A 22,883-nucleotide genomic window follows, 5' to 3' on the forward strand; every position below is an offset into this window, starting at 1 on the left:
ACCACTTCTGGCTCGCGCCAGCAGAGGCTGGATCGGCGCCATTGCAGGCAGAATCAGCTGGCGATGACGGGAAGGCGCCGCATGGTGAGCAGTTCAATCAAGGCAGCGGCTCCTCCATCGCAGGATCGCTCAGTGATTTCCGCTGCTGCAACAGGTGGATCAGCAGCACGGTACCCAGCGCATTGGACAGTCGTCCTGCATTGGAGCTGCTTTAGGAGTTGAAAGACTCGCTAAGTCGACCAGTGCATCTCAGAGCCCCGGCTTGTTCATCTCAGCGAGAAACTTCTCACGGATTGCGTGACTTGGCCATGGATTCCTCGTCATTGCCGCCTCTCGGCAGCTTGTCGGCCGAAACCACAGCCAAGTGATGAGATCCCAAAAGAATGATCAGGGACGGTGATGTGTTTTACTGTGTTCTTTTTTACTGTGTTCTTATTGTATTCTGGGACTTGGGTCGCTCAAGCCTGCCCGTCGGTAAACCTAGGGGTCGCCACACCATCGGATCTGTGGCAGTAGCGGGGATGGTTCATGCGGGAATGTTCATGCATAGTAGCCATGCATGGACCTGACTTGACAGTGACCGCCCCCGACGCCTTGGTTCTGATCCGTTCAGGGTGTCGTTGAGCGCATGGCGTTTCCCTTCCTCACCGGCCATGGGGCCGCTGCCTTCGGCTCCAGCTTCACGGCCATCACCCTGGCCGAGCTGGGCGACAAGACCTTCTTCATGGCCCTGATCTTGGCGACCCGCCATCGGGCCCGCTGGGTGTTCATCGGTTCCTTTGCGGCCCTCACGGCCGTCACGCTCATCTCGCTGGGCATGGGCTATGGCCTGCGGGAACTGCTGCCAGCCAGCGTGGTGCCGTGGCTGGCAGCTGCGTTGTTTCTCGGCTTCGGCATCAAGCTGCTGATCGACGCCCAGGCCATGGCACCGGGGGCTGCCGCGGCTGAGGCCGGAGATGCGGAAGAGGCCGTTGAGGCGGCCGAGCGCCGCTACCGGATCACCACGCCGCTGGCAGTGATCTGGGAATCCTTCGCGCTGGTGTTCATCGCCGAGCTGGGAGATCGCACCCAGTTCGCCACCATCTTTCTTGCCACGGCGCCCTCTTTCCCCTTCGGCGCGCTGCTGGCGGGCACCCTGGGCGGCCATGCCCTGGTCACCGGGCTGGCGGTGGGAGCCGGCAAGTGGATCGGCCAGAAGATCAGCGAGCAGATGCTCTACCGGCTCAGTGGCGGTCTGTTCCTGGCCTTCGGCCTGTTCGCCCTGCAGCAGGCCATGCGCTGAATCCCGCCGGCTTGCGCTACGGATCACCGCGCCAGGCGGGTCAAGGGGCTGTGGATCGAGGGGCCCGACGCATTGCCCCGGTCGTGTCTGTTGCGCAAGGTGTCGGCGCCCCCTGGCAGAGGCGGCCTGCGCCGGCTCACCACGCGGCAAACTCTCCAGACGACCTCTTGACTCTCCAGCTGAGAGGAGACCATACGGTGAGGCTCACTGCCTGATCAGCCATGACGCCCGCCCGCCTACCACCACCTGTGCGGCTGCATCGCATCGCCATCTCCGGCCACGTCTGCCCCTATGGCGAGCTGGCGGTAGGCCTGCTGCAGGAGCTGGGCATTCCCTACGACGACCATCTGCTGCTCAGCCAGGAGGAGGTGGAGCGATTCAAGGTGGCCCATGGGGTGAGCACCACCCCGCAGGTGTTCGCCGCGGGCGAACGCATCGGCGGCTACTCAGAGCTGGCCCGGCGGCTCGGGGTCAAACCACGCCAGCCGGGGGGTCGTAGCTACAGGCCAGTCATCACCGTGTTTGCCATCGCGGCGCTGATCGCGCTGGCGCTCGGCAACGGCGCGGGGGGCTTCATGGGGATGGCGCTGGCGCTGCTGGCCTGCCTGAAACTGATGGATCCACCGGCGTTCAGCCGTTCCTTCCGCAAGTACAACGTGCTGACCCGGTGGCTGGGGGGTTACGCCAGCGTGTTCCCCTACCTCGAACTGCTGCTGGGTCTGGCGCTGCTGGCTCGCCTCGAGGCCGCGCCGATCGCCCTGCTGGCGCTTGCCATGGGCCTGGAAGGTGGGGTGTCGGTGATCAAGGCGGTCTATGTCGACAAGCTCGACCTTGATTGCGCCTGCGTGGGCGGCAACAGCCGCACCCCACTGGGCCTGGTGAGCGTGCTGGAAAACGGGGCGATGGTGGCCATGGGGCTGTGGATGCTGCTGAGGGGTTGAAGGGCAACGCCACGGCGTGCCCGGCAGGTTCCGCAAACCTGGAGCCACACGGCAGCCCGCAGCCCACTTGACTCTCCAGTAGGGGGGAGACCATACGGTGGGGCCAATCCAGCCCGACCCCATGCGCACCTTCCCTGCTCCCGCCGCATTGATGGGCCTGGCCACCGCCCTCGTGCTGGCAGCCCCCGGCCTGGCCCAAACTCCCCCGGACCTGCAGCGCCACGCAGACCACCACGGGCAGCACGGCGACCATCACGCCGTACCCGGAATGACCGGCACACCGGGCAACACTCCCGCGGCCAGGCCAGCCCCAGGCGATGCCGGCCATGACCATAGCCACCACGACCACAGCAGCCACGCCCATGACGTGGGCCCTGCAGGCGCCACCTACGACCTGCGCTTCATCGACGGCATGGTTCAGCACCACACCGGGGCGCTGCGGATGAGTGAAATCGTCTTCGGCATCGGCCAGCCGGGCGTGGGGGCGCTGGGCAAGGCGATCTGGCGCGATCAGGCCAATGAGATCCGGGCGATGGGCCTCTGGCGCCGGGCCTGGTACCCCCAGGCGCCCGTCTATCCCGTGGCGCTGGCCAGCGGTGGGGATCCCAACAGCCTCAGCGGCCTCACCCGTATGAGCCAGGCCCAGATCGACGGCATGCGCATGATGGGCGCGCTCCCTACACCGCAGAACCGGGTGGTGTGGTTCCTCGAAGGCATGCTCGACCACCACGGCGGCGCACTGGTGATGGCGCACGATGCTCTGGCCAAGAGCACCAACCCCACGATCCGTCGGTTTGCCCGCGGGGTGATCGTGGCGCAGCGCGCCGAAATCATGGAGCTGCGCCGGATGCTGGCTGTGGAGGGCCTGCGCAAGCCTGAGTACTACCGCTACGACCCCCTGTTCCGGCTCTGATCAAGTCCCGCTGTACCGCAGGCTGAAGCCCCCAGCAGAAAAGGAGAGAGATCGGATCAGCCTGGGGCCCCGCCGTGATCAGTTGCAGCCCTGCACGGAGATGCGATAGCTGAAGCCCAGGGCGCCCGGGTCGTTGCTGGCTCCCACCTTGAAATTCATCTGGCTGGCCTGTTTGCCCGGAATGGCAGGGAACGGACCGAACATGCGGCCTCGGCCGATCGGCGGGTTCATCGATTCATTCACCACCTGAAGGTTGGAGCCATCGGTGAACTTCATGAAGGCCTCCACCGGATAGGTGGCATTGGCGTCGGAAGAATTGGCGGTGAAAAAGAACTTGAAGCTGCTGTAGGGCTGATCAACGATGAAATCGGTGTTCCAGTTGGTTTTGCCGAAGATCCTGCCCGCACCCACCGACTTGGCCACGATCGGACTGCCCGTGCCACCAATCGGCTGCAGAAACCGGCACGTCTGCGCTGTGGAGGCGACGCCAGTCGAACCGATCAGCAGCGGCACAGCCAGCAGAGGAAGCAGGCGGGAGAGCATGAGTGGCATGCGAGTGGCGGCGATCGTAAGGCGCTGCTGAAACGTTGAGAACGTTTTACCTCCATGGCCTGAGAACACGCTCACAAATCCCCCCTCGGCCGTCGGCCCCATCCACGGCGGCGGCCCAGCAGAGCAAGGCGGCTGTCGGGCTCAGGGGCTAGGTGATCACCAGTGACTCAGCTCGCAGCGTCGTCAGCTTCCCCGTCCTCGTCAGCGTCACCGTCCTGCTGCAGCTCCAGATTGACCACCACCGGCGCATGGTCGCTGGGCTGGTCGTGGCCCCGCTCCCCCTTGTCGATCACGCAGCCGGTGGAGCAGGCGAGCAGCTCCGCACTGAGATAGATGTGATCGATCCGCCAGCCCCGGTCGCGGTCCCAGGCACCGGTGCGGTAATCCCACCAGCTCCAGTGGCCGCTGTCGGGCTCGAACACGCGGAACACATCCACCAGCCGCTCCCCCAGCGCCGCCGTGAGCGCCTCGCGCTCCGCCGCGCTGGCCATGATGCCGCCGCTGAGGCGCTCAGGATCGTGGATGTCGCGGTCGTCAAGGGCGATGTTGAAGTCACCCACCATGCAGAGCGGATCGCCTTCCTGCTCCTGGGCCGCCAGATAACGGCGCAGGCAGCTGAGCCAGGCCAACTTGTACGCATACTTCTCCGACGTCAGCGCCGAGCCGTTCGGCACGTACAGGTTGAGGATCCGCACGCCGTCCACCAGGGCGCTGATCACCCGCTTCTGTTCCCCCAGCGCCACGGCTTCGGGGTCGCCGGGCAGCAGGGCCTCAAAACCGACGCACACCTGCTCGAGCGGCAACAGGCTGAGAATCGCCACCCCGTTGTAGGCCTTCTGGCCGCTGATCACCACTGCGTAGCCCAGGGCGGTGAAGGCTTCGGCGGGGAACTTGCCATCCTCCACCTTGGTTTCCTGCAGGCACAGCACATCGGGCCGCTCCCGCTGCAGCCAGGCGGTCACCTGTTCCAGTCGCATCCTGATGGAGTTCACATTCCAGGTGGCGATGCGCATGGGCGGAGGCGTCAGTCGAAGACCCCTAGCATTGACTCACGTTCCGTCACCTCAGGTCACCCGTCATGGTCCGTCCCGTGGCTCTTGCGGCCCTTGCCGTGCTCGCCGTGCCGCTGACGATGCCTGAGGCACGCGCTGACAACCCCTACGCGCCGCCCACCAAGCAGCAGAACGTGTTCGACGGCCCGGGCGAGCGGCCCAAGAGCGTGCTCGATGCCACCAACCCGCTGGAGCTGATGAACCAGCTGCGCCGCAGCAGTGCCATGGACAACGCCACACCGCCGGGCGACGCCATCGACCGGGCGCTCAGAGAGATGGAGGCGCAGCCCACGCCGGGTTCTGCGGGAGTGAAGGGGCCGTAGGAGCCCCAGCGCCTGTGGCCCCATCCGGGCTGCTGATGGACGGCGCCGGCGGATCGCTGGTGGGGGCCGGGTTCTTGGTGGCTGTTCCCTTCGTTGGCCGCTGCAGGGGTTTCAGGCCCCAGCTGGCGGCCACCTGATCCACCCGTGCATCCCATTGCTCGGGTTTCATCGCCCGGGCCTTGGCGATCAATTCCAGCGCCAGCTTGCTGTTCCCCTGCTGTTGTTTGAGCAGGGCACGGGCCAGCACAGGCCGCACATCGCCGGGGAAGCTGGCGGCAAGGCTGCGGTAGAGGCCATCCGCCTGCTCCAGCTGGCCGCGCTGCAGCATCAGGTCGGCGAGGATCAGGCCGATCGGCAGGGCCTGGGGCTGGAGCTGCGGCTTGGTGGCCGCCACATAGGCGCTGGTGAGGTGCGTCTGGGCCTGGGCGCCGCGCCCCTGTTCCAGCTGCAGCAGCGCCATCAGCTGCAGGGCCTCGATGCGGTCGGACTTGAGGTTGAGCAGCTGACGCACTTCCCGTTCGGCGCCGGCCCGATCGTTCTGGTCGCGGCGTAGCTCCGCCAGCAGCAACCGCAACGACCAGCGATCGGGCTGTTGATCCGCCATCGCCTCCAGCAGCTGGGTGGCCTCCGCCGGTTGCTCCAGCGCCAGCAACAACTGCAGCAGGCGCCGCTGCTCCACATCACTGGCCTGGCCATCGGCCTGTTGCTGCCGCAACCGCAGCATCTCCTGCTGCAACACCTGGCGGGAACGGAGTTCGGCACTGGTGCTGGGGCCTTGCCGGCCAAGCCACCAGCCGCCGATGAGCGAGGCCAGCACCAGCAGGGCCACGCCGAAGCCCGCCAGCAGCCCGGAGCGCCTGGAGAGGGCTGAGCCGACGGACGAACGGGGCGACATGTGCAGGGGTGGCTGCGGCAAGTCTGACGCCTGAAGGCACAGCTAGATTCCGCTCCGGGCCGCGGAACGGCGGATCACCCCTGATCACGCCCCCAACACCCTGATCCCGTCAGGAGTTCGCTCCCGCAGGATCCCCCGCCAGCCCTCTCTGCCAGCGCCCGCTCCAATGCGCCTCCATCCGATTTCCCCGGTCACCGAGCCGATGCAGTACCGGGCCATCGGCGTGGTGCAGGGTCAGTACGTGGCCACCGATCCGGAGCACGACACCCGCGGCTTGATCCGCACGGCAGACGGCACCGAGCTGGAAGCGGTGCTGCTGGGCCGGGTGCTGAGCCTGGTGCGACGTCGCCTCGATCCGGACAGGCCCCACCTGTGGGTGGTGTACCCCCGCTGCCGCGATACCGGCACCCTGCACCTGCAGATCGTGGGCGTGTGGGAACCGAGCACCCTGCTGGCCGCCGAAGCAGATGCTCCCGATGCGGATGCTGCTGCCGATCCCACGGTGGACCAGCTGCCGGAAGGCGATGGCTACTTTTCCGTGCGGGGTGAGCTGGTGTTCACCCGGCCGGAGAGCGGTGAGCTGGTGGTGAAGGTGCGCCAGCAGGCCCGGGGCGAGGAAACCCGCCCGCAGCCGTTCAAGTTGCAGCTGCGCGGCGAGATCCCGCTGGAGCATCTGCGTCACTTCGTGGCCCTGCACCTGCGCCGCGATGGCCAGGCGCTGCGGGTGGAGTCGTATGAGGTGATCGGTCCGGTGGCCCAACGGGGCAATCGCGGTGGCAAAGGGCGTGGCAACGGGCGGGATGGTGTCGGCCGTGGCGCCCCCCGCGGCGGTGACCGCCGCGCCGGTGCTCCGGTGGGATCGGGCGCCAGCGGGGCGCCGGCCAGCGGAGCAGCAGCGGGCAGCCCTGTCCGCGACCCTCAACGCACCGCCATCCGGCGCCCGGGGAGCTGAGGCCATGGCCACGCCTGGTCCCGCAAAGCCGGTGGGGGATGGGTCCACCGCCGCGCTCAACGCCGGCATCGCCGTGGCGACGATCACGCTGCTGGCGGTGCTCGGCCCGGTGCTGGGTCTCTCGCCCTGGATCATCGCCCTGGCCGCAGGCAGCGCCCTCACCGCGCTCAGCCTCGATGCGTTGCGTTTCGGGGGACGCGGCGGCCACCTGCTGGCTGAAGCACTGCCGGGTGGTGCGGGGCGGCTGCACCGGATCGCGGTGCACGAGGCCGGCCATGCCCTCGTCGCCGACCACGACCAGCTGCCGGTGCGGCGGGTGCTGGTGGGCAGCCTGGCCTGCCTGCGCGAAGGACTGAGCGCCAACGGCAGCACCGAATTCGAGCTGCCGGCCCACGCCAAGTTGCCGGCCGAAGAGCTGCGCCGCTGGAGCCGGGTGCTGCAGGCGGGCATGGTGGCCGAACAGCTTCTCTACGGCAACTCGCGCGGCGGCTCCGACGACAAGGCCCTGCTCGGGCGTCTCTGGGGTCTCTCCGGCTTTGATGTGGCCACCGCCCAGCTGGAGCAACGCCGCGCCCGCCGCGAGGTAGAGCAGCTGCTGCGGGCACGGCAGAACGAGCTGGAAGGGCGCGCCGAGGCCCTGGTGGCCGCCGCCCCGCGTCTGCTGCGCAGCACGGAGCCCCAGGCGGCACCCACCCCCGGCTGACCGCCATGGCGCTGGCCTATCTGGATTGTCCGACCGGGGTGGCGGGCGACATGCTGCTGGCCGCCCTCTTCGATCTGGGCCTGCCGCGCTCCGTGGTGGAGGTCCCCCTGGCGCAACTCGGTCTGGCCGGCGCCTACCGCCTCACCGTCACCGAGGCCCGCAGCGGTGGCCAGCGCGGCGCCCGCGTCTCGGTGGAGGGCCTGGAGCCGCATCCGCCGCACCGCCACTGGCTGGAGCTGCGCGAGCAGATCGGCGTGGCGCCGCTGGAGCCGGCCCTGAAGCAGCGGGTGCTGGCGGTGTTCACCCGCCTGGCCGAAGCCGAGGGCCGGGTGCACGGCCATGCCCCTGAGCAGGTGCACTTCCATGAGGTGGGGGCCGTCGATGCCCTCGTCGACATGGTGGGCGTGTGCGCCGGGCTGCTGCACTTCCAGGTGGAGCCGCTGATCTGTGCGCCGCCGCCGGCCGGTCACGGTACGGTGCGCTCCGCCCATGGCCTGCTGCCGCTGCCGGCCCCGGCGGTGCTGGAGCTCGCGCGCGCGCGGCAGGTGCCCCTGGCCGGCGCCGCTGAGCTGCCGGCCGGGGAGCTCACCACCCCCACCGGCATGGCGCTGCTGAGTGAATGGGCCACGGCCTTCGGCGCCCAGCCCTCGATGGTGCCCAGCGCCGTGGGCATCGGCCTGGGTCACCGCGTGCTCGATCGACCCAACCTGCTGCGGCTCTGGCTGGGCGAGGCCAGCGCCCCCCCGATGGCCGGGCACATGCTGCTGGAAACGGTGCTGCTCCAGCAGGCGCAGATCGATGACGCCAGCGCCGAAGATCTGGCCTTCCTGGCCGACGAACTGCGCCGGGCCGGTGCCCTGGAGGTGTTCAGCCAGCCGGCATTGATGAAGAAGGGACGCAGCGGCGTGCTGCTCAGCGTGGTGGCACACCCCCAGGCGGCGCCAGCGCTGCGGGCGATCTGGTGGCGGCATGGCACCAGCCTCGGGGTGCGGGAGCAGCTGCAGCAGCGCTGGTGCCTGCCGCGCCACCAGGCCCAGCTGGCCACCCCCTGGGGGCCGGTGCGGGTGAAGGTGTCGCTGCTGCCCGATGGCCAGCGCCAGCTCAAGGCCGAGCACGACGACCTGATCGCCTTGGCCAGGCGCGAGCAGCTCAGCCTGCGGCAGGTGCGCGCGGCGGTGCAGCAGGCGCTCGCCGACCCGGCCGCCCTGGCCGAGCACAATGCGGCGGCGATGCCGGACCAGGACTGATGCCCAACCTGCGCCACCTGGTGACCTCCCTGCCCGGCGGCGTGCGGCTCTGGGCGAGCCTGCTCAGCTTCGGCTTTCTGTTCGCCGCCCTGCTGGCCAATGCGCCGCAACTGCTGGCACTGCGACTGGATCCACAGGGATGGCTGTGGCTGGTGGTCGGCACGGGGGTAAGCCTGCTGAGCCTGGTGGTCAACGGGCTGGCCTGGAGCGTGGGGCTGCAGTGGCTGGGGGCACGACCCCGCTGGGACACCTGCGTGCGGCTCTACCTGCGCAGCAACCTGCTCAAGTACCTGCCCGGCGGGTTCTGGCACCTGGCCTCACGCGTGCAGTCGCTGCGGACGGGGCCGGAAGCGCCAGCCGCCGATTGCCCCACGCCTCAGGCGCCCCATCCGCTGGCCAGCCGCGAGCCCGTGGGCACGGCACTGGCTCTGGTGGCCGTGCTGCTCGATCCCCTGCTGGCGGCGAGTGCCGCCCTGGCAATGGTGCCGATCGGCGGCTGGCAAGACGGGCTGGCACTGGTGGCGCCGCTGCCGTTGATCGGCCTGATGCCGGGTTGGTCGAACCGTGTTCTGAACCGGCTGCAGCGGCAGCGGGCGCGCCAGCTCTCGCTCGATGACGCCACTGACAAACTGCCGCCGGTGTCTCTGCCCGGCTACCCGCTGCTGCCCCTGCTGGCCCAGGTCCCGTTCGTGCTTTTGCGCTTCGCCGGCTTTGCCTGCGCCGTGATCGCCTTCGATCAGCAGCTGTCACTCAGCTGGCCGGTCTGGCTGGCGGGCTTCGCCCTGGCCTGGACGGCCGGGCTGGTGGTGCCGGGTGCTCCCGGGGGCCTCGGGGTGTTCGAAGCTGTGCTGGTGCTCCGGCTCGGCGGCCAGGTGCCGGAGGCGCCGTTGCTGGCGGTGGCCCTCAGCTACCGCGTGGTTGTCACCGTGGCCGACCTGTTCGGGGCACTCACGGCCCGCCTGGACGAACATCTGGCCAGTGAACGCGCCTGATCGGTGCACAGGCTGTCGAGAACGGAACAATCACGACAACGCCATGGTCTGTCCAGGATTCGCAACAGCATCTATTGTTGAGAAGCACAGCCGCCCACCTGGTGCCCACCCGTTCAGCCATTGGTAGGGGCCAGGTTCCCGCGATTCCTGAAGGCCTGCGCAACAGCCTCCACGGCCGCGGGCAGCGGCTGACGCCCCAGCGCCAGCGGGTGCTCGATCTGTTCCGCCGCATCGGTGAAGGCAGCCACCTGAGTGCCGAAGAAGTGCACCAACGGCTGCTGGGGGAGCAGACGCGCGTGTCACTGGCCACTGTGTACCGCACGTTGCGCCTGCTCAGTGCCCTGGAGCTGCTGCGGGAACTGGAGCTGCCGGAAGGCGGACGGCGCTTTGAGCTGGCCAGCGACAGCCACCGCGATCACCACCACCTCGTATGCGTGAGCTGCGGCCGCACCGAGGAGTTCGACAGCGCGCAGGTGATGGCAGCAGGAGAAACGGCCGCCCAGACCCACGGCTTCCGCCTGCTGGAGTGTGTGCTCACCGTGCGGGCGCTGTGTCCCCGCTGTGCCGCTGCGGCCCCACGCTGAGCGGCGCCACTGCAGCCGCCCCCCTCTGGCCCTGGTCCACAGCCGTGACCAGGGCGGCTCCAGGGAAGCCCAGCTCCGGAGCCGTGAGGCCGAGCTGTTGATGGGCCCAGTTGGTGGCCAGCGCGGCCAGCAGGGAAGCACGATCACCGCGGATGCGAAGCATGGGGAAGGAAGTGGGAATGGGATCAGGTTGCGTCGACGCCGCACAAAGGCCAGCACCGTCACCACATGCGAAGCGCCCAAATAGCACCAGACGCCGTTGCCAAAGCCCAGGCCACCAGAGCCCCAGTCCTTACCTGCAAGTACCAGGTGGCCGATCGTCCACAGGCGATCCGACGCCAGGAACCCCCCGCCGGCGTCCAGGGCTTGCAACTACCAGTTGCTATTGAGAACCACTTGCAAAAAGGCGGCACAGCTGTTTAGAGTGCGAGTCATTCTCAATAAGCCCCATCCGTGAGTTTCCGCTTTCTGCCCGATCAGCCCGCGGCTGCTGTACGCATGCCCACCGGCCAGACGGTGCTCCTCGATCCCCTGCACCGTCCCAGTGGCAGTTGCATCGAGGTGCTGGAAGGCATCGCCCGGGTGTACTGCCCCTGCGAGGAAACCGAGGGCATGACCCTCGCCTTTCTCCAACCCGGCGATCAACTGCGCACCGACCGTCTCTGCAGTGAAGGGGTCTGCGTGGAGGCGCTCACGCCCCTGTGTTTCCGCAGTGACGGCGAAGCGGGCACGGGTGATGGCTTTGACCCCGTCAATGAATGGACGCTGCAACTGCTGCGCATCCGCCACCTCGGCAGTGCCGAGCAACGGCTCCATGCCCTGTTCGGTCTGCTGGTGCGCCGTCTGGGGCGCCGCTGCGGTCCCTGGTGCGACCTTCCCTTCCGCCTCACCCACGAACGCATCGGTGAACTGATCGGCACCACCCGCGTCACCACCACCCGGCTGATCTCGCGGATCCGGCAGGCAGAACTGATGGAAGCGCCCAGCGGCCAGACGGGCATGCGCGTGGCCCCTTCCCTGGTGGAGTCCGCCCCGCTGGCAGCGGCTTGAGGGAGCGCAGATCGTGGTGTGCTCTTCCTCACTCCTGCCCCCCTGCAGAGAGGCCCCATCGCCCTTATCCCCGTTGAACGACGGCCCCGCCGACAGCCTGCTGGGCAGCCTGTGCCGTGAAATGGGCAAGCTGCTCAGCCGGCGGCGCCAGATCGCCACGCAATTGACGCGCTGCCGTGATGCCGGCCTGATCCGCAGACTGCAGGGTGAATTGCAGCGCATGGCGCTGCGACAGGCCGAGGTGCACGCTGTCGGTCTGGCACTACGCCGTGCCCCAGGACTGGATCCCTTCAGTGTGGCCTTTCTGGTGGAACTCAGCCGCCGCCACAGCCTGGCCTGATGAACCGTGTACGAAGCCGTTCAAAGAGCAAGCGGGCCTGAAGCAAACAACCAGAGCCATGGCCTGGTCACAGCGGATAGGCCTCAGGCTGAACAAGCGGTGGAAATGATGCTCAAGACCAAACAGACACCGCCGATCTCCAGGCACCTTCAGGCCGGAATCATGCCGCCAGTTTGGACGGTGTTGCTTTGCCACCCTCGAGCTCGGCATCAAGGATCAGCAGCGCCGCAGATTCGCCACCAGCCAGGCGCCAACGACCGAGCCGGTGGGCCGCCTCATCTTCAGAGGCCGTCTGCTGATCAATCAAGGGATCCAGAAACACAGTGGTGCGCACATCGCCGGATTGCTCTGCCAATGCATACAACTGATGCAAAGAGGTGGTGACATCCACTTCCATCTGAAAAACAGACAGAAGCACGTCCTCGATGTCGTTCCACACCTGCTTGGGCGCATGGATACCGCCCAGAACCACAGGCTGGCCCCGGGCGATCAGGTAATCGGCGAACAGGCCGGCGTGATTGCGTTCCTGATCCGATTCCGCCTTGAACGTGCGGGAGAAGCCACGCAGATCGCGCTCGGCGAACCAGACGGCCAGGGCCCAATAGGCGGAGCTGGCGTTCAATTCCATCGCCAGATGCTGCTGAAGCGCCTCAAGCAGCACCTCCTGCATGGGCTGGGCCACCGGCCGCCCGCCGCTCAGGAGGGTGCCAGTGGCGTGCTGAGTGCCAAGAACCATGGGTGCAATCCGCTTGATGCCGACTCAGCTTAGAGAGGCGGAAGGGCGAACAGTTCAGCGGCTCGATCCAGCACAGCGGCATGTTCGATTTGTCACACCCTGAGGTGATCACAATGGGAAAGTCGCCAGCTCAACCACCTAGAGTTAATGGAGTCTGTCTGAATGCCATGGCCGGAGCGGCCTCTCACTCTGAACAACTCACTGCCACCCAACCCACAGCCACACGGCAACGTCGCGATCGCATCCGAATCGCCAAGAAGAAAGGGTGCAAGCGTTCAAAGTGTTCGAACTGGAAAGGCGGCTGCTGCCGCTGCGGACGTTGATCACGCAGCAGCATCAATGGCAATCCGATTTGCGGTTCGTAGTCGCCACTCTGGGCCGCCAGCTGCCGGCACCTTGGAGACCTCGTTTCCGGTGCCGCCAGCATCTGATGGGGATCACCCTTCAGGCCGTCGTCAGCACAGGGGAGGCCTGATTCATGCTGCAGTCGCATCAATCTGACCGCCCATCTCCCGATTCCACTGTTCTCCACGCGCCCTATCCTGCTTCTCTCCACGCGATCGAACTGCAAGGTCTGTGGCACCGGTTTCCCGGTGGCTGCGGCGGTTCGGAATGGACCCTGCAAGGCATTGATCTGCGTCTTGAGCGGGGCGAACTGGTGGGCTTGCTGGGCCCATCCGGCTGTGGCAAAACCACCTTGCTGCGCCTGATCGCCGGCTTCGAATGGCCGCAGCGGGGCGTGATCCGCCTGGCGGGCCGTGAGGTGTCCGGTCCGAACTGCTGCCTTGCTCCCGAGCGCCGGGGCGTGGGCATGGTCTTTCAGGATTACGCCCTGTTCCCCCACCTCACGGCCTGGGGCAATGTCTGTTTCGGTCTCAGACAACGGCAGAACAAGGGCCGTGCCGCCTGGCTGCTCAACCTGCTGGGTCTGAGTGAACTGGCGGAGCGCTACCCGCACGAGCTCTCCGGTGGCCAGCGTCAGCGGCTCGCCCTGGCGCGCGCTCTGGCGCCGGAACCGGCGGTGGTGCTTCTCGATGAGCCCTTTTCCAACCTGGATGTGGAAGTGCGGCTGCGGCTGCGCAGCGAATTGCCCACCGTGCTGGCGCAGTGCGGCACGAGCGGACTGATCGTCACCCACGACCCCGAAGAGGCGCTTGCGATCTGTGATCGGGTGGCGGTGCTTCATGACGGTCGTCTGCACCAATGCGCCAGCCCTCAGCAACTGGTCCACCAACCCGCCACCTCCTTCGTGGGGCGTTTCGTGCTGCAAGGCAATGTGCTGCCGGCCTGGTGGCAGGGCTCGGATCTGCACACACTGCTGGGGCCGGTGCAGCCGCTCAGCGGTCCCTCCCTCCCGCGCCTGAGTGTTCAGGAAGCAGCCGTGGAGGTGCTGGTGAGCCCCGACGACATTGAGCTGGAGGCGGACGATTCCGGCGCCGGCAAAGTGATGGGCCGCGAGTTTCTGGGCCGCAGCTGGCTCTATCAGGTGGAGCAGGGGGATGTGCGCCTGCGTGTACGCAGACCCATGGACATGCCGCTGCAGATCGGCCAGCACTGCGCCTTGCGTCTGCGGCCTGCTGCCGTGGTGAAAACCTTTCCAGCCACGTCCAGCCCTCAACCCACATTTGTTCCGAGCTGAGGAAAGACTCCCTCAGCCCACCTGGTGAGGGAGTCCGTCTCCGCCATCAGTGTGGGTGCAATCAGTCAGAGGTGCTGTCATCTTCAGCGCCTCATTCTGTGGCCAATGGCACCTCCAGCGAACAGGAATGCCACTCAGCGCCGGATCAGCCCTCAGGGTCATATTCAATGCGCATCCATAACGTGCGATGGCTGTCTGGTTGCCTGAGCACTTCGAGATGCTCAGACTTAAGGCAGCGAGCAGCGGCACTGTTGCCTTGCCTCTCCAGCTGGGCCATACGCTCCAGGCACCATTGCTGAATGGCACAGAGCTCATCGGTGCGCTTCCTGGTGCGCTGCTCCACGGGCAGGCTGGGAAGTTCACCGGGAAAATCATTGGGCATGGGCGGATCCGTTTGGGGGTCAGGGAGAACTCAGTGGAGTCGGGAAGGGATGACAACCAGCAGATCATGGGTTTCAGAACGTCTCCGGGTCGGTCATGGATGGAAGAGCCTGGTTCTGTCACACATGGACGGAAAGGCTTGGTGATCGTGATACAAATCGTGGACTACAGATCGCAACCACAACGCATGGCGCAAGTCGCAACCACAGCTGATGGCATCAGGAGGTTCAGAGATTGCAGGTTGTTGTCGGCAGATTCTCTCTGAAGCAGCAGCCGATCAACGCGATGAAAGTCACGAGCGGTGGTGATCGATGGTTCGAAGGGCAGTCGTGTGCAATCGCTCATACCCTCTCCGGGCAGACACGACAACCTGTGAACTCTGGCTCACGGGGAGCACTCAGGTTGCTAGATCAAGAGAGACATCACTGAACGAACCACATGAAAGAGTTGACGCAAGCGATCAACACCCACCTGGAGGCTGAGTTTCACGCCAGCCATAGCTACCTGTCGATGTCGATCTGGCTGCGGGAGAAGGATCTTGCCGGCTTCGCCGAATACATGCTCAACAAAAGCAATGAGGAGCGAGGTCATGCCTCCCGCATGATCGATTATCTGCTCGACTGTGACGAACAGGTGTTCTGCCCACCATTCAGTCGCCGCAACGCTCCTGGGACTCCACCCAGGCGTTGTTCGATCAGGTGCTGGTGATGGAGAAAGCCGTCACAGCCTCCATCAACCGTCTGTACACCTTGGCGGAAGCAGATGGGGAGCGAAGCGCTTCCGCCATGTTGGATTGGTTTGTCGAAGAACAGATCCAGGAAGAGGCGGAAGCCCGCTTTGTGCTGCAGCGTCTGCGCTTGGCAGGGGACAACTCCGCCGCCTTGTTGCTCCTGGATCAGCAGTTCCTTGATGGCACCGCTCTCGCCAGCGTGAAGCGTGCGGCCAGCCGCTATCGGGGTGGCGGTGGTGGTGGCGCCGCCTGAGAGTCGCCATTGCCCGTGGTGAGGGGCTTCTGGGGCGTTGTGACGAGTGGCCTGTTCCTGAAGGAAGCCGTTCTGGTGAGGTTTCAGCCACTGCCCCGCCAACTCCAAACCAAGCGCATGGCCTCGGTGATTGTCCGCAAAGGCACGACACGAACGCTTCATTGATACACAATCCCGTACGCAATCAGCTGCCAGATAGTCATTTCATACGCATCAGTCGCTTGAGCTTCAACTTACATTGACGCTGCCTCGCGCAAGCTTGATGCAATCGTACGGAAACCCAAAGGTCAATTTTGACTGGTGGGCAGGCAATTCACTGGTGACCAATGAAGCCGGCACATTCATTTCAGCGCATGCTGCTCATGCCGGCTTGATCATGTTCTGGGCGGGCTCGTTCACCATCTACGAGCTCAGCCGTTACGACCCTGCTCAGCCGATGGGTGAGCAAGGCCTGATTCTTCTGCCAAACCTGGCGCGCCTTGGTCTTGGCGTTGGGGAAGGTGGTGTGATCGCCCATGCGGAGCCGATCATCGCCATCGCCGCCTTCCACCTGGTGAGCGCCGCCGTACTGGCCGCCGGAGGGATGTGGCACCTCTTCCGTGCCCCCACCGACCTTGGCACCACGCAGGGCGGCGCCAAGCGCTTCAACTTCGACTGGGAAGACCCTGCCAAGCTGGGGGTGATCCTGGGCCATCACCTGATCTTCCTGGGCCTGGGAGCCATTGCGTTTGTTGAACTGGCCAAACGGGTGGGCATCTACGACCCTGCCCTTCAAGCGGTTCGAACCGTGCAACCGCACGTGGATCTGGCCACAATCTGGGGCTATCAGACCAGCTTCCTCTCGATCTCCAGCCTGGAAGATGTGATCGGTGGCCATGTGGTGATCGCCTTCATGCTCACCGTGGGAGGGGTATGGCACATCCTGGTGCCACCGTTGCCCTTCGCACGCAAGCTGGTTCTTCAATCGGCCGAATCGATTCTGTCTTACTCCATTGGATCGATGGCCTTGATGGGATTTGTGGCCAGCCTCTGGTGTGCCTCGAACACCACCGTGTATCCGGTGGAATTCTTTGGGCCTGCGCTCACGCTGAAATTTTCCTTCTCTCCCTACTTCGCCGACAGCGTGGATCTGCCGTTGGGGGTTCACACCGCTCGTGCCTGGCTGGCGAATGCCCACTTCTTTCTGGCCTTCTTCTTCCTGCAGGGCCATCTCTGGCACGCTCTGCGGGCTCTCGGCTTTGATTTCCGCCGGGTAGGCAAGGCACTTGAAATGATGGAGACTGCCTGAAACTCCAACGTTGAGTGAACACCGCTGTTGAACCTCCACAGGTGAAACACTGTGGAAACTCGTCCGCGTTTACCGCAACCAGGGGAAGCCCAGCTGTCAGAACCGCGACTGTGAGATTCACAACTTGCCCTGGCCTTCCGGCCAGGGCTTTCTGCTGCGGGCGGCTGCACGCTGAAAGTCAGAGTAGCGACACAGGACTGAGAGAATCAATCAGCTCCCGTTCAAGCTCAGCCTTGATCACCTCAACCGCCTGCAACTCCTGATAAAGCTGAGCCAATGTCTGTTCCTGCACCTGGATGCCCTGCACCAGGGCAAGCTGCTCCTGGGTGAGACGCGGATACTCCAGGCTGAGCTTCTGGATGGGCTGATGCTGGCGGATCTTGCCCAGCAAAGCCGGCCCATGGACGGCTGGCGTGTTGCTGTGGTGGGGTGTAAAGGCACAGGAGGGCCAGGAGGAGATGGCTGTGAAACTGAGCGTGTTGGGCATGGAATACAAGGCAACAGGATCAACGTAACGTTGATGACTTGATCGCCTGAATCCATTGATGCTGAGCTTATGTCGGCAATGTCACCTGTCGATGTCGTTCCACACAGCTCCACAAGGACTGCTGGTGATTAGAACATCAACGTTCTGATTCAGCACAATGCCCGTTCGCATCTTGTTTGCCACCACCACCGGAAAAACGGAGGACGTTGCCACCCGCCTCGCTGAGCTGATCGGACCCTCTGCCAGCGTGCAGGATGTGGGTGATCTCGACGCCACCGAGGAGTTGGAAGCTTCGGGCGACCTGATCTGTTGCGTGCCCACCTGGAACACCGGAGCAGATTCGATGCGCTCCGGAACCGCCTGGGACAGCCACGTGGAAAGCATCCCTGACCTGCAGATGAGCGGTCGAACGGTGGCGATTGTGGGCCTGGGAGATTCTTCCTCCTACTCCGATTACTTCTGCGATGCCATGGAAGAGCTCTACACGGCATTCATCCAGTCTGGGGCCAGAATGGTCGGCAGGGTATCACCCGCTAGCTACGACTTTTCAGAATCAAAGAGTGTGGTGAATGGGCTGTTCTGCGGCCTGCCTCTCGATGAAGACAGTGAACCCGATGTCACTGATGAACGACTTGCGCTGTGGGTAAAGCAGCTGCAATCAGAAGCTCCCGGGATGTTCTGACACTCTGAAGCCAATCCTCTGGGTAGCGATTGCGTCAGCCTTCGTCATTACGGGCTCTCCAACAGGAGGGAAGCCAGAGGATGTTCCAGGCATTGGTTTCCACCAGCATCTCAAGATGCTCACTGGTCAGGCAGCGGGCATCTTCCAGATCGGATCGCAACGACAGCAGTGAAAGGCGTTCCATGCACCAATCCCTGAGGCTGGTGAGCTGCAGGATGCGATTGAGGATCTCGTTCTCTTCGCTTGAGTGCATCTGAGACTCGTCCATCACGATCACGCCATGGCAGTGCGATGAGATCATCTTCATGGGGTGTGCTGTGCCTTGCCTTGAAAATGCGACGCACGGGCGTAGCAAATAAACCAACGACGTACTGGCTCATCATTCTCCATGTCCTCCCGAGAAGGTTGATCATGACGAAGGGGATCATGACTCGTCGATCTTGAGCAGACTGATCCGGACTTGACTGATCCGGGCTTAGTTGATCCAGGTTTGGCTGATCATGCTCAGGCTGATCCTGGATCAGCACACAGCCTGGATCAACTGTGCAATCAGTCCTTGATCCAAGGCCTGTGGCTTGACTGCCTCTGCAGGATGTTCATCAAGCGCGGTGCGTTCAGGATTCAAGGTCCCCCCAACCCGTGCGCTCCAGCGGCATGCCGCGCATCAAGGGCGATCAACAGTCGTTGTCACAGGATCCTTGCCTGATCCATCGTCGACGCATCTAGGGCACGTCTTCGTTGGGCCACAAGTCCTGATCTGCACTGTCATTCCTCTTCCGCAGATTGACCACGGAGCCAGTTGCGGACGACCAGGCCTTCGTGAGGCACCACTGCAGCTGGAGCAGCGCCATCGTGGGCCTTGGAGCCGTCTCTGATCGCTGTGATTCCCGTAGCACCCCTGACCGTGACGCTGCAGCCTCCCGCGGAGCCAGCCTGGGTGCTGCCCTGTCCGGGAGAGGTGAGCTGGCAGCTGCTGGCCGAGGTGAAGCTGCCCCGGGAGGGCACCGACGGCCAACCGCTCGGTGGCTTCTCAGCCACTGCCATGGACCCGGAGGGCCGCAGCCTGTGGCTGCTCAGCGACGCCCCCGCACCCTTCCTGGTGCCGCTGCATGGCGTCGCGCGTCTCGGGGAGAGCGGGGGCATACCGCCGGTGGTCGGCCGGCGGCTGAGGCTCACCGATGCCAACGGCCAGCCGTTTGCCCACACCCTCGACGGTGAAGGGCTGGTGATCAAGGGCGGATCGTTCTGGATCGTGAGCGAGGGGCGCCGCACGCTGGAGCAGCCGCCGCGGTTGCTGCGCTTTCAGCGGGCCACGGGGCGCCTGCAGGAGGCGTTTGACCTGCCGGCGGACTGGCAGGCGGCGCCGGGGCGGGGCCTGGGGTCGAACCAAGGGCCAGAAGCGCTGACCTTGCTGCCGGTGTCGCCAGCGGCGCCGGGCGGTTCAGGCCTGCCCCCTTCTCTACTGCTGGCGGCCGAGCGGCCCCTGCTGCAGGACCCGGAGGGTTCGCTGCGCCTGCTGCGTTTCGGCCCGCTGGCCAGGAGCCTGGCCGGCAACGCCTCCCCAACCACCCCTGAGACCGCAGCCCCGCAGCCTGCCTTTCTGCCGGCTGGGCGTCTGGCGGTGGCGCTGGAGGGTCCCCAGTGGGGCCTCACCGAGCTGCTGGCCCCGCCGAGCTCCGGGCTGCTGCTGGGGCTGGTGCGGGGCTATGCCGCGCCGAACCGCTGGTGGGCGCGGCTGGTGGAGTTCCCCCTGCCGGCAAGCCGGCCCGCAGGTGAGCACGCCCCACCACTTGCACCGGTGCGGCAGTGGGATCTGCTGGCGGCCGGGCTCAGCCCCGACAACTGGGAGGCCCTCGCCGTGGGCCCGGCCCTGGCCGATGGACGCCCCACGCTGCTGCTGGCCAGCGACGACAACTTCAACGTGCTGCAGGCGAACCGGATCGCCCGGATCGCCCCCCGCTGTCCGGCGCGTCCCTGAACCAGGGCCCGCAGCGCGAGCCCAGCTCTGGCGTGGCGTTTCAGCTCCGGTCCTGCCCGGAACCGAGCCGTTCGAGGCTGGGCATGAGCGCCACCGCCGCCACCAGGCCCAGAGCCACGATCAGCAGCGCCGGCACCAGCGCGGACGACACCCGTTCATCACCGGCGTACTGATAAACGCGCACTGCCAGGGTGTCGAAATCGAAGGGGCGCAGGGAGAAGGTGAGCGGCAGCTCCTTGACCGTATCGACGAAAACCAGCAGCGCACCAACCAGCAGCGGCCCCTTCAGCAGGGGCAGATGCACACGCCGCAGCACCTGGGTCCAGCTGCAGCCGAGGCCGGTGGCCGCCTCATCCACGCTGGGCGGAATCCGCTCCAGAGCGGCATCAAGGCCCCCCTTGGAGACGGCCAGAAAACGATCGCTGTAGCCCCAGAGCAACAGAAGCAGCGGGCTGAGGCCGAGCGGGCCGCCGATCAGCATCAGGGCCAGGGCCAGCACCGTGCCGGGGATCGCGTAGCCCATGCCCGCCGTGAAGGTGAGCTGACGCAGGAAGGGCTGGGGGATCCAGCGGCGGGCGATCGCCAGCACCACCGCCGCCACCACCGTCACCAGGGCAGCGGCAAGGGCCAGGCCAAGGCTGCGCAATGTGAGCGCCACCAGCTCCTCGGGTGAATCGCTCTGCAGGTGGTCGCGGCTCATCACCAGCCAGGTGAGCGGAATCGCCAGGCTGATCAGCGGCGGGACCAGGGTGAGCAACTGGGCCGCACAGGACCGCCAACCGCTCAGGTGCCACTGCAGTGAGCTGGTGCCGTCATGGCCCATGTTCCAGCGGCGGCTGCGCTGGCGTAACCAGCGTTCGGCTCCCACCAGCAGACTCACCATCACCAGGGCGATCAGGGCCAGCCCCACGGCTCCCTGCAGATCCCCTTCACCCTGCCAGCGCTGCAGGATCCCGCGCGACAGGGTGGGCACGCCGAGCAGTTCGACCGCGCCCAGTTCATTCACCACCTCCATGCCGCTGAGGGCAACGCCGGCACCGATCGAGGGCAGGGCCAGTGGCAGCGCCACCCGCCGAAAGCTGCCCCACGGACCAACTCCCAGGCTGCGGCAGGCCTCCAGCTGGCGGTGGCCGCTCATCGAGAAGCTCTCGGTGGAGAGCAGGAACACATAGGTGTAAGTGGTGAGGCTGAGCAGCAGCACCGCCCAGCCGATGCCGTGAAAGCGGAAGCCCCAGCGGCTGCCGAGATCGACGAGCACGGCAGCCAGCACAAACGCAGGGGCCGCCAGAGGAAGCACCTGCGCCAGGCGCAGCCAGCGCCGGCCGGGGAAGAGGCAACAGGCCGTGAGCCAGCCGTTGGCCGTGCCCACCAGGGCGCCGATCATGCCGACACCGATCACAAGCCCCACAGTGTTGACCACCTGCTCAACGCCCTCGGCACCCAGCTGGAGGGTGCTGGAGCCGGGGGCCAGCAGGGCATAGCCCACCAGCACCAGCACCGGCAACAGGGCCAGGGCTGAGACCAGCACAACCGCTGCCGTGAGGGAGGCGCGCCGCATCGGCGGTGCGCCCTTGACAGCTGGTGCGCGTTCGGCTGTTGCCAGTGCCGCCATTCGGTGTCCTACTTCCAGCCGTTGGTTTCCATCATCCGGGTAGCGGCCCTGCTCCGTGCTCCGATCTGCTCGACCGAGACGCCATCCGCCCTGAAGGTACCGAAGCGCTTGAGGATGGGATTGTCACCCACGCCCTTGAGCGGGTACTCGTTGTTGGCTTCGGCGTAGCCGCGGCCACCGGTGGGGGAGGCCAGAAACTCGATCAGCCTGAGCGCAGCCTGGGGATTCTTGGCATGGCGCGTGACGCCGGCACCACTGATGTTGACGTGGGAGGGATTCACGTAGACCACCCGGAGCTGCTCAGCCAGGCGCTTATCCTCGGCGCCACCTTCGCCCGAAAGCATGCGGGCCACGTAGTACGAGTTGACGACGCCAACCGCGCACTCACCCCGGGCGACGGCACGGGCCAGGGGGGTGTCCGAGGTGAAAAACGGCTGCTTCACGTTGGCCACCATGCCGCGCACCCAGTTGCCTGCGGTCGCGTCGCCGCGCAGGATCATCTGGCTGGCCACCAACGACTGGTTGTAGGGGCTCTTGCGGTCGCGCAGGCAGAGCTTGCCCTTGAGGGCCGGCTTGGCCAGATCGGCGTAGGTGCGAATCGTGTTGGGATTCACCAGCTTCGGGTTGACCACCACCGCGCGCACCCGGCGGGTGAGGCCGTACCAGCGCCCCTGGGAGTCGCGCAGGTTGGCGGGCACATCGCGCTGCAGGGCTGCGGAGCGGCTGGGCTGGAACAGGCCCTGGTCGGTGGCGGTGTCGAGGCGGGCGGCATCCACCAGCACGAGCACATCGGCCGGGCTGTTGCGACCTTCACTCTTGAGGCGCTCGATGATGGCGTCGTCCTTGGCTTCCAGCACGTTCACCTTGATGCCTGTGCGGGCGGTGAACTGGCGGTAGAGCTCTTTGTCCGTGTTGTAGTGGCGGCCCGAGTACACCCCGATTTCAACGGGTTTGCGGTTGGGCGCCTGTTGCGCCAGGCCGGCACCAACGGCGGTGGCGATCGAAACAACCGTGAGACCGGCAGCAGCCAGCCTCACGGTGGCGGAAGAGATCCGTTTCATCCAGGAGATGGAGCGCCCGATGGCGCGAATGCAACATCTGGAGCGTAGGAATCAGGGTTTAGCTACCCACGTCGAAAGGGTGCGACCGGAAGTAACAAATGTGACCCGAAGAAAGACGGTTGGATCAGTGGATGGGGGAAACAACCAGGAACGAGAACCGCTCAGGCCGCTTGTCTGTCGTGGCTGGGGCATGAGAAGCGGGCTCTGCCC

27 protein-coding genes are annotated in these 22,883 nt (G+C 65.7%); 17 read left to right on the forward strand and 10 right to left on the reverse strand.

The window, feature by feature from the left end:
* Window positions 1-628: 628 nt before the first annotated feature.
* The 3 genes from KBZ19_RS01790 (at window position 629) to KBZ19_RS01800 (ending at window position 3,136) form a co-directional block, all read left to right on the forward strand.
* Window positions 629-1,282 carry a TMEM165/GDT1 family protein gene (locus tag KBZ19_RS01790; protein ID WP_255099531.1) on the forward strand — a complete coding sequence of 218 codons (654 nt, stop codon included), beginning with the start codon at window positions 629-631 and terminating at the stop codon, window positions 1,280-1,282.
* Window positions 1,283-1,503: 221 nt separating this feature from the next.
* A complete protein-coding gene (locus KBZ19_RS01795; RefSeq protein WP_255099532.1) occupies window positions 1,504-2,223 on the forward strand; it encodes a glutaredoxin in 720 nt (239 codons plus the stop codon).
* A 121-nt stretch (window positions 2,224-2,344) separates the two neighbouring features.
* A complete protein-coding gene (locus tag KBZ19_RS01800) occupies window positions 2,345-3,136 on the forward strand; it encodes a DUF305 domain-containing protein (protein WP_255099534.1) in 792 nt (263 codons plus the stop codon).
* Window positions 3,137-3,214: 78 nt separating this feature from the next.
* Here the strand turns inward: KBZ19_RS01800 and KBZ19_RS01805 are convergent, their stop codons facing one another.
* Together KBZ19_RS01805 and xth are read right to left on the reverse strand one after the other, a co-directional pair.
* Window positions 3,215-3,688: a hypothetical protein gene (locus KBZ19_RS01805; RefSeq protein ID WP_094510886.1), complete on the reverse strand. Its 474-nt coding sequence runs from the start codon at window positions 3,686-3,688 to the stop codon at window positions 3,215-3,217.
* A 167-nt stretch (window positions 3,689-3,855) separates the two neighbouring features.
* Window positions 3,856-4,701 (reverse strand): exodeoxyribonuclease III, encoded by an 846-nt coding sequence (gene xth / locus KBZ19_RS01810; RefSeq protein ID WP_094510887.1) that lies wholly within the window; start codon window positions 4,699-4,701, stop codon window positions 3,856-3,858.
* A gap of 65 nt (window positions 4,702-4,766) precedes the next feature.
* Between xth and KBZ19_RS01815 the strand changes: the two genes are divergently transcribed.
* Complete coding sequence (locus KBZ19_RS01815; RefSeq protein ID WP_255099535.1) at window positions 4,767-5,063, forward strand: hypothetical protein; 297 nt, start codon at window positions 4,767-4,769, stop codon at window positions 5,061-5,063.
* Here the strand turns inward: KBZ19_RS01815 and KBZ19_RS01820 are convergent.
* Complete coding sequence (locus KBZ19_RS01820; protein ID WP_255099536.1) at window positions 5,008-5,958, reverse strand: M48 family metallopeptidase; 951 nt, start codon at window positions 5,956-5,958, stop codon at window positions 5,008-5,010. The two genes, KBZ19_RS01815 and KBZ19_RS01820, sit on opposite strands and share 56 nt — an antisense overlap.
* A 166-nt stretch (window positions 5,959-6,124) precedes the next feature.
* Here KBZ19_RS01820 and KBZ19_RS01825 point away from each other — a divergent pair, with 166 nt between their 5' ends.
* The 5 genes from KBZ19_RS01825 to KBZ19_RS01845 all read left to right on the forward strand — a co-directional run bounded on the left by KBZ19_RS01825 (window position 6,125) and on the right by KBZ19_RS01845 (window position 10,436).
* On the forward strand, window positions 6,125-6,910 hold the full coding sequence (locus KBZ19_RS01825; RefSeq protein WP_255099537.1) for a hypothetical protein: 786 nt from the start codon (window positions 6,125-6,127) through the stop codon (window positions 6,908-6,910).
* 4 nt (window positions 6,911-6,914) lie between these two features.
* Window positions 6,915-7,613, forward strand: coding sequence for a hypothetical protein (locus tag KBZ19_RS01830; protein ID WP_094510889.1), 699 nt, complete (start codon window positions 6,915-6,917; stop codon window positions 7,611-7,613).
* A gap of 5 nt (window positions 7,614-7,618) precedes the next feature.
* Window positions 7,619-8,860, forward strand: coding sequence for a nickel pincer cofactor biosynthesis protein LarC (gene larC, locus KBZ19_RS01835; protein WP_255099539.1), 1,242 nt, complete (start codon window positions 7,619-7,621; stop codon window positions 8,858-8,860).
* On the forward strand, window positions 8,860-9,852 hold the full coding sequence (locus tag KBZ19_RS01840; RefSeq protein ID WP_255099541.1) for a lysylphosphatidylglycerol synthase domain-containing protein: 993 nt from the start codon (window positions 8,860-8,862) through the stop codon (window positions 9,850-9,852). Before larC ends, KBZ19_RS01840 begins: the two co-directional genes overlap by 1 nt.
* Before the next feature lie 101 nt (window positions 9,853-9,953).
* A complete protein-coding gene (locus tag KBZ19_RS01845) occupies window positions 9,954-10,436 on the forward strand; it encodes a Fur family transcriptional regulator (RefSeq protein ID WP_255099543.1) in 483 nt (160 codons plus the stop codon).
* Here the strand turns inward: KBZ19_RS01845 and KBZ19_RS01850 are convergent.
* On the reverse strand, window positions 10,387-10,599 hold the full coding sequence (locus tag KBZ19_RS01850) for a hypothetical protein (protein WP_255099544.1): 213 nt from the start codon (window positions 10,597-10,599) through the stop codon (window positions 10,387-10,389). The genes KBZ19_RS01845 and KBZ19_RS01850 overlap by 50 nt on opposite strands.
* Window positions 10,600-10,889: 290 nt before the next feature.
* Between KBZ19_RS01850 and KBZ19_RS01855 the strand changes: the two genes are divergently transcribed.
* Complete coding sequence (locus tag KBZ19_RS01855; RefSeq protein ID WP_094510892.1) at window positions 10,890-11,486, forward strand: Crp/Fnr family transcriptional regulator; 597 nt, start codon at window positions 10,890-10,892, stop codon at window positions 11,484-11,486.
* Between the two features lie 73 nt (window positions 11,487-11,559).
* Window positions 11,560-11,826, forward strand: a complete 267-nt coding sequence (locus KBZ19_RS01860; RefSeq protein ID WP_255099545.1) for a hypothetical protein — start codon at window positions 11,560-11,562, stop codon at window positions 11,824-11,826.
* A 160-nt stretch (window positions 11,827-11,986) separates the two neighbouring features.
* On the opposite strand, the gene KBZ19_RS01865 is transcribed toward KBZ19_RS01860, so the two are convergent.
* Entirely contained in the window at window positions 11,987-12,562 is a 576-nt protein-coding gene (locus tag KBZ19_RS01865; protein WP_255099547.1) for a ferritin, read from the reverse strand.
* A 478-nt stretch (window positions 12,563-13,040) separates the two neighbouring features.
* On the opposite strand from KBZ19_RS01865, the gene KBZ19_RS01870 reads away from it, so the two are divergent.
* Window positions 13,041-14,201, forward strand: a complete 1,161-nt coding sequence (locus KBZ19_RS01870) for an ABC transporter ATP-binding protein (protein ID WP_255099549.1) — start codon at window positions 13,041-13,043, stop codon at window positions 14,199-14,201.
* 145 nt (window positions 14,202-14,346) lie between these two features.
* On the opposite strand, the gene KBZ19_RS01875 is transcribed toward KBZ19_RS01870, so the two are convergent.
* Entirely contained in the window at window positions 14,347-14,583 is a 237-nt protein-coding gene (locus tag KBZ19_RS01875) for a hypothetical protein (protein ID WP_255099550.1), read from the reverse strand.
* A gap of 437 nt (window positions 14,584-15,020) precedes the next feature.
* On the opposite strand from KBZ19_RS01875, the gene KBZ19_RS01880 reads away from it, so the two are divergent.
* The 3 genes from KBZ19_RS01880 (at window position 15,021) to KBZ19_RS01890 (ending at window position 16,853) form a co-directional block, all read left to right on the forward strand.
* A complete protein-coding gene (locus KBZ19_RS01880) occupies window positions 15,021-15,290 on the forward strand; it encodes a ferritin-like domain-containing protein (RefSeq protein WP_255099551.1) in 270 nt (89 codons plus the stop codon).
* Window positions 15,281-15,565 carry a ferritin-like domain-containing protein gene (locus tag KBZ19_RS01885; protein WP_255100028.1) on the forward strand — a complete coding sequence of 95 codons (285 nt, stop codon included), beginning with the start codon at window positions 15,281-15,283 and terminating at the stop codon, window positions 15,563-15,565. The genes KBZ19_RS01880 and KBZ19_RS01885 overlap by 10 nt, the downstream gene beginning before the upstream one ends.
* A gap of 262 nt (window positions 15,566-15,827) precedes the next feature.
* The gene (locus KBZ19_RS01890) at window positions 15,828-16,853 is read left to right on the forward strand and encodes a chlorophyll a/b binding light-harvesting protein (protein WP_255099553.1); all 1,026 of its coding nucleotides are present in this window, start codon (window positions 15,828-15,830) and stop codon (window positions 16,851-16,853) included.
* 178 nt (window positions 16,854-17,031) lie between these two features.
* Here the strand turns inward: KBZ19_RS01890 and KBZ19_RS01895 are convergent, their stop codons facing one another.
* A complete protein-coding gene (locus KBZ19_RS01895; protein ID WP_255099554.1) occupies window positions 17,032-17,340 on the reverse strand; it encodes a hypothetical protein in 309 nt (102 codons plus the stop codon).
* A 157-nt stretch (window positions 17,341-17,497) separates the two neighbouring features.
* Here KBZ19_RS01895 and fldA point away from each other — a divergent pair, with 157 nt between their 5' ends.
* Window positions 17,498-18,022 (forward strand): flavodoxin FldA, encoded by a 525-nt coding sequence (gene fldA / locus KBZ19_RS01900; protein WP_255099556.1) that lies wholly within the window; start codon window positions 17,498-17,500, stop codon window positions 18,020-18,022.
* A 34-nt stretch (window positions 18,023-18,056) separates the two neighbouring features.
* Here fldA and KBZ19_RS01905 read toward each other — a convergent pair whose 3' ends face one another.
* Window positions 18,057-18,329 carry a hypothetical protein gene (locus tag KBZ19_RS01905; RefSeq protein WP_255099557.1) on the reverse strand — a complete coding sequence of 91 codons (273 nt, stop codon included), beginning with the start codon at window positions 18,327-18,329 and terminating at the stop codon, window positions 18,057-18,059.
* Between the two features lie 597 nt (window positions 18,330-18,926).
* Here KBZ19_RS01905 and KBZ19_RS01910 point away from each other — a divergent pair.
* Window positions 18,927-20,000, forward strand: coding sequence for an esterase-like activity of phytase family protein (locus tag KBZ19_RS01910; RefSeq protein WP_255099558.1), 1,074 nt, complete (start codon window positions 18,927-18,929; stop codon window positions 19,998-20,000).
* A 40-nt stretch (window positions 20,001-20,040) separates the two neighbouring features.
* Here KBZ19_RS01910 and KBZ19_RS01915 read toward each other — a convergent pair whose 3' ends face one another.
* Window positions 20,041-21,558 (reverse strand): iron ABC transporter permease, encoded by a 1,518-nt coding sequence (locus tag KBZ19_RS01915; protein WP_255099559.1) that lies wholly within the window; start codon window positions 21,556-21,558, stop codon window positions 20,041-20,043.
* A 62-nt stretch (window positions 21,559-21,620) separates the two neighbouring features.
* Entirely contained in the window at window positions 21,621-22,673 is a 1,053-nt protein-coding gene (locus KBZ19_RS01920) for an extracellular solute-binding protein (protein WP_255099560.1), read from the reverse strand.
* Window positions 22,674-22,883 lie beyond the last annotated feature (210 nt).

It is taken from the genome of Synechococcus sp. L2F (genome assembly GCF_024345695.1).
Taxonomy (GTDB): Bacteria; Cyanobacteriota; Cyanobacteriia; order PCC-6307; family Cyanobiaceae; genus MW101C3.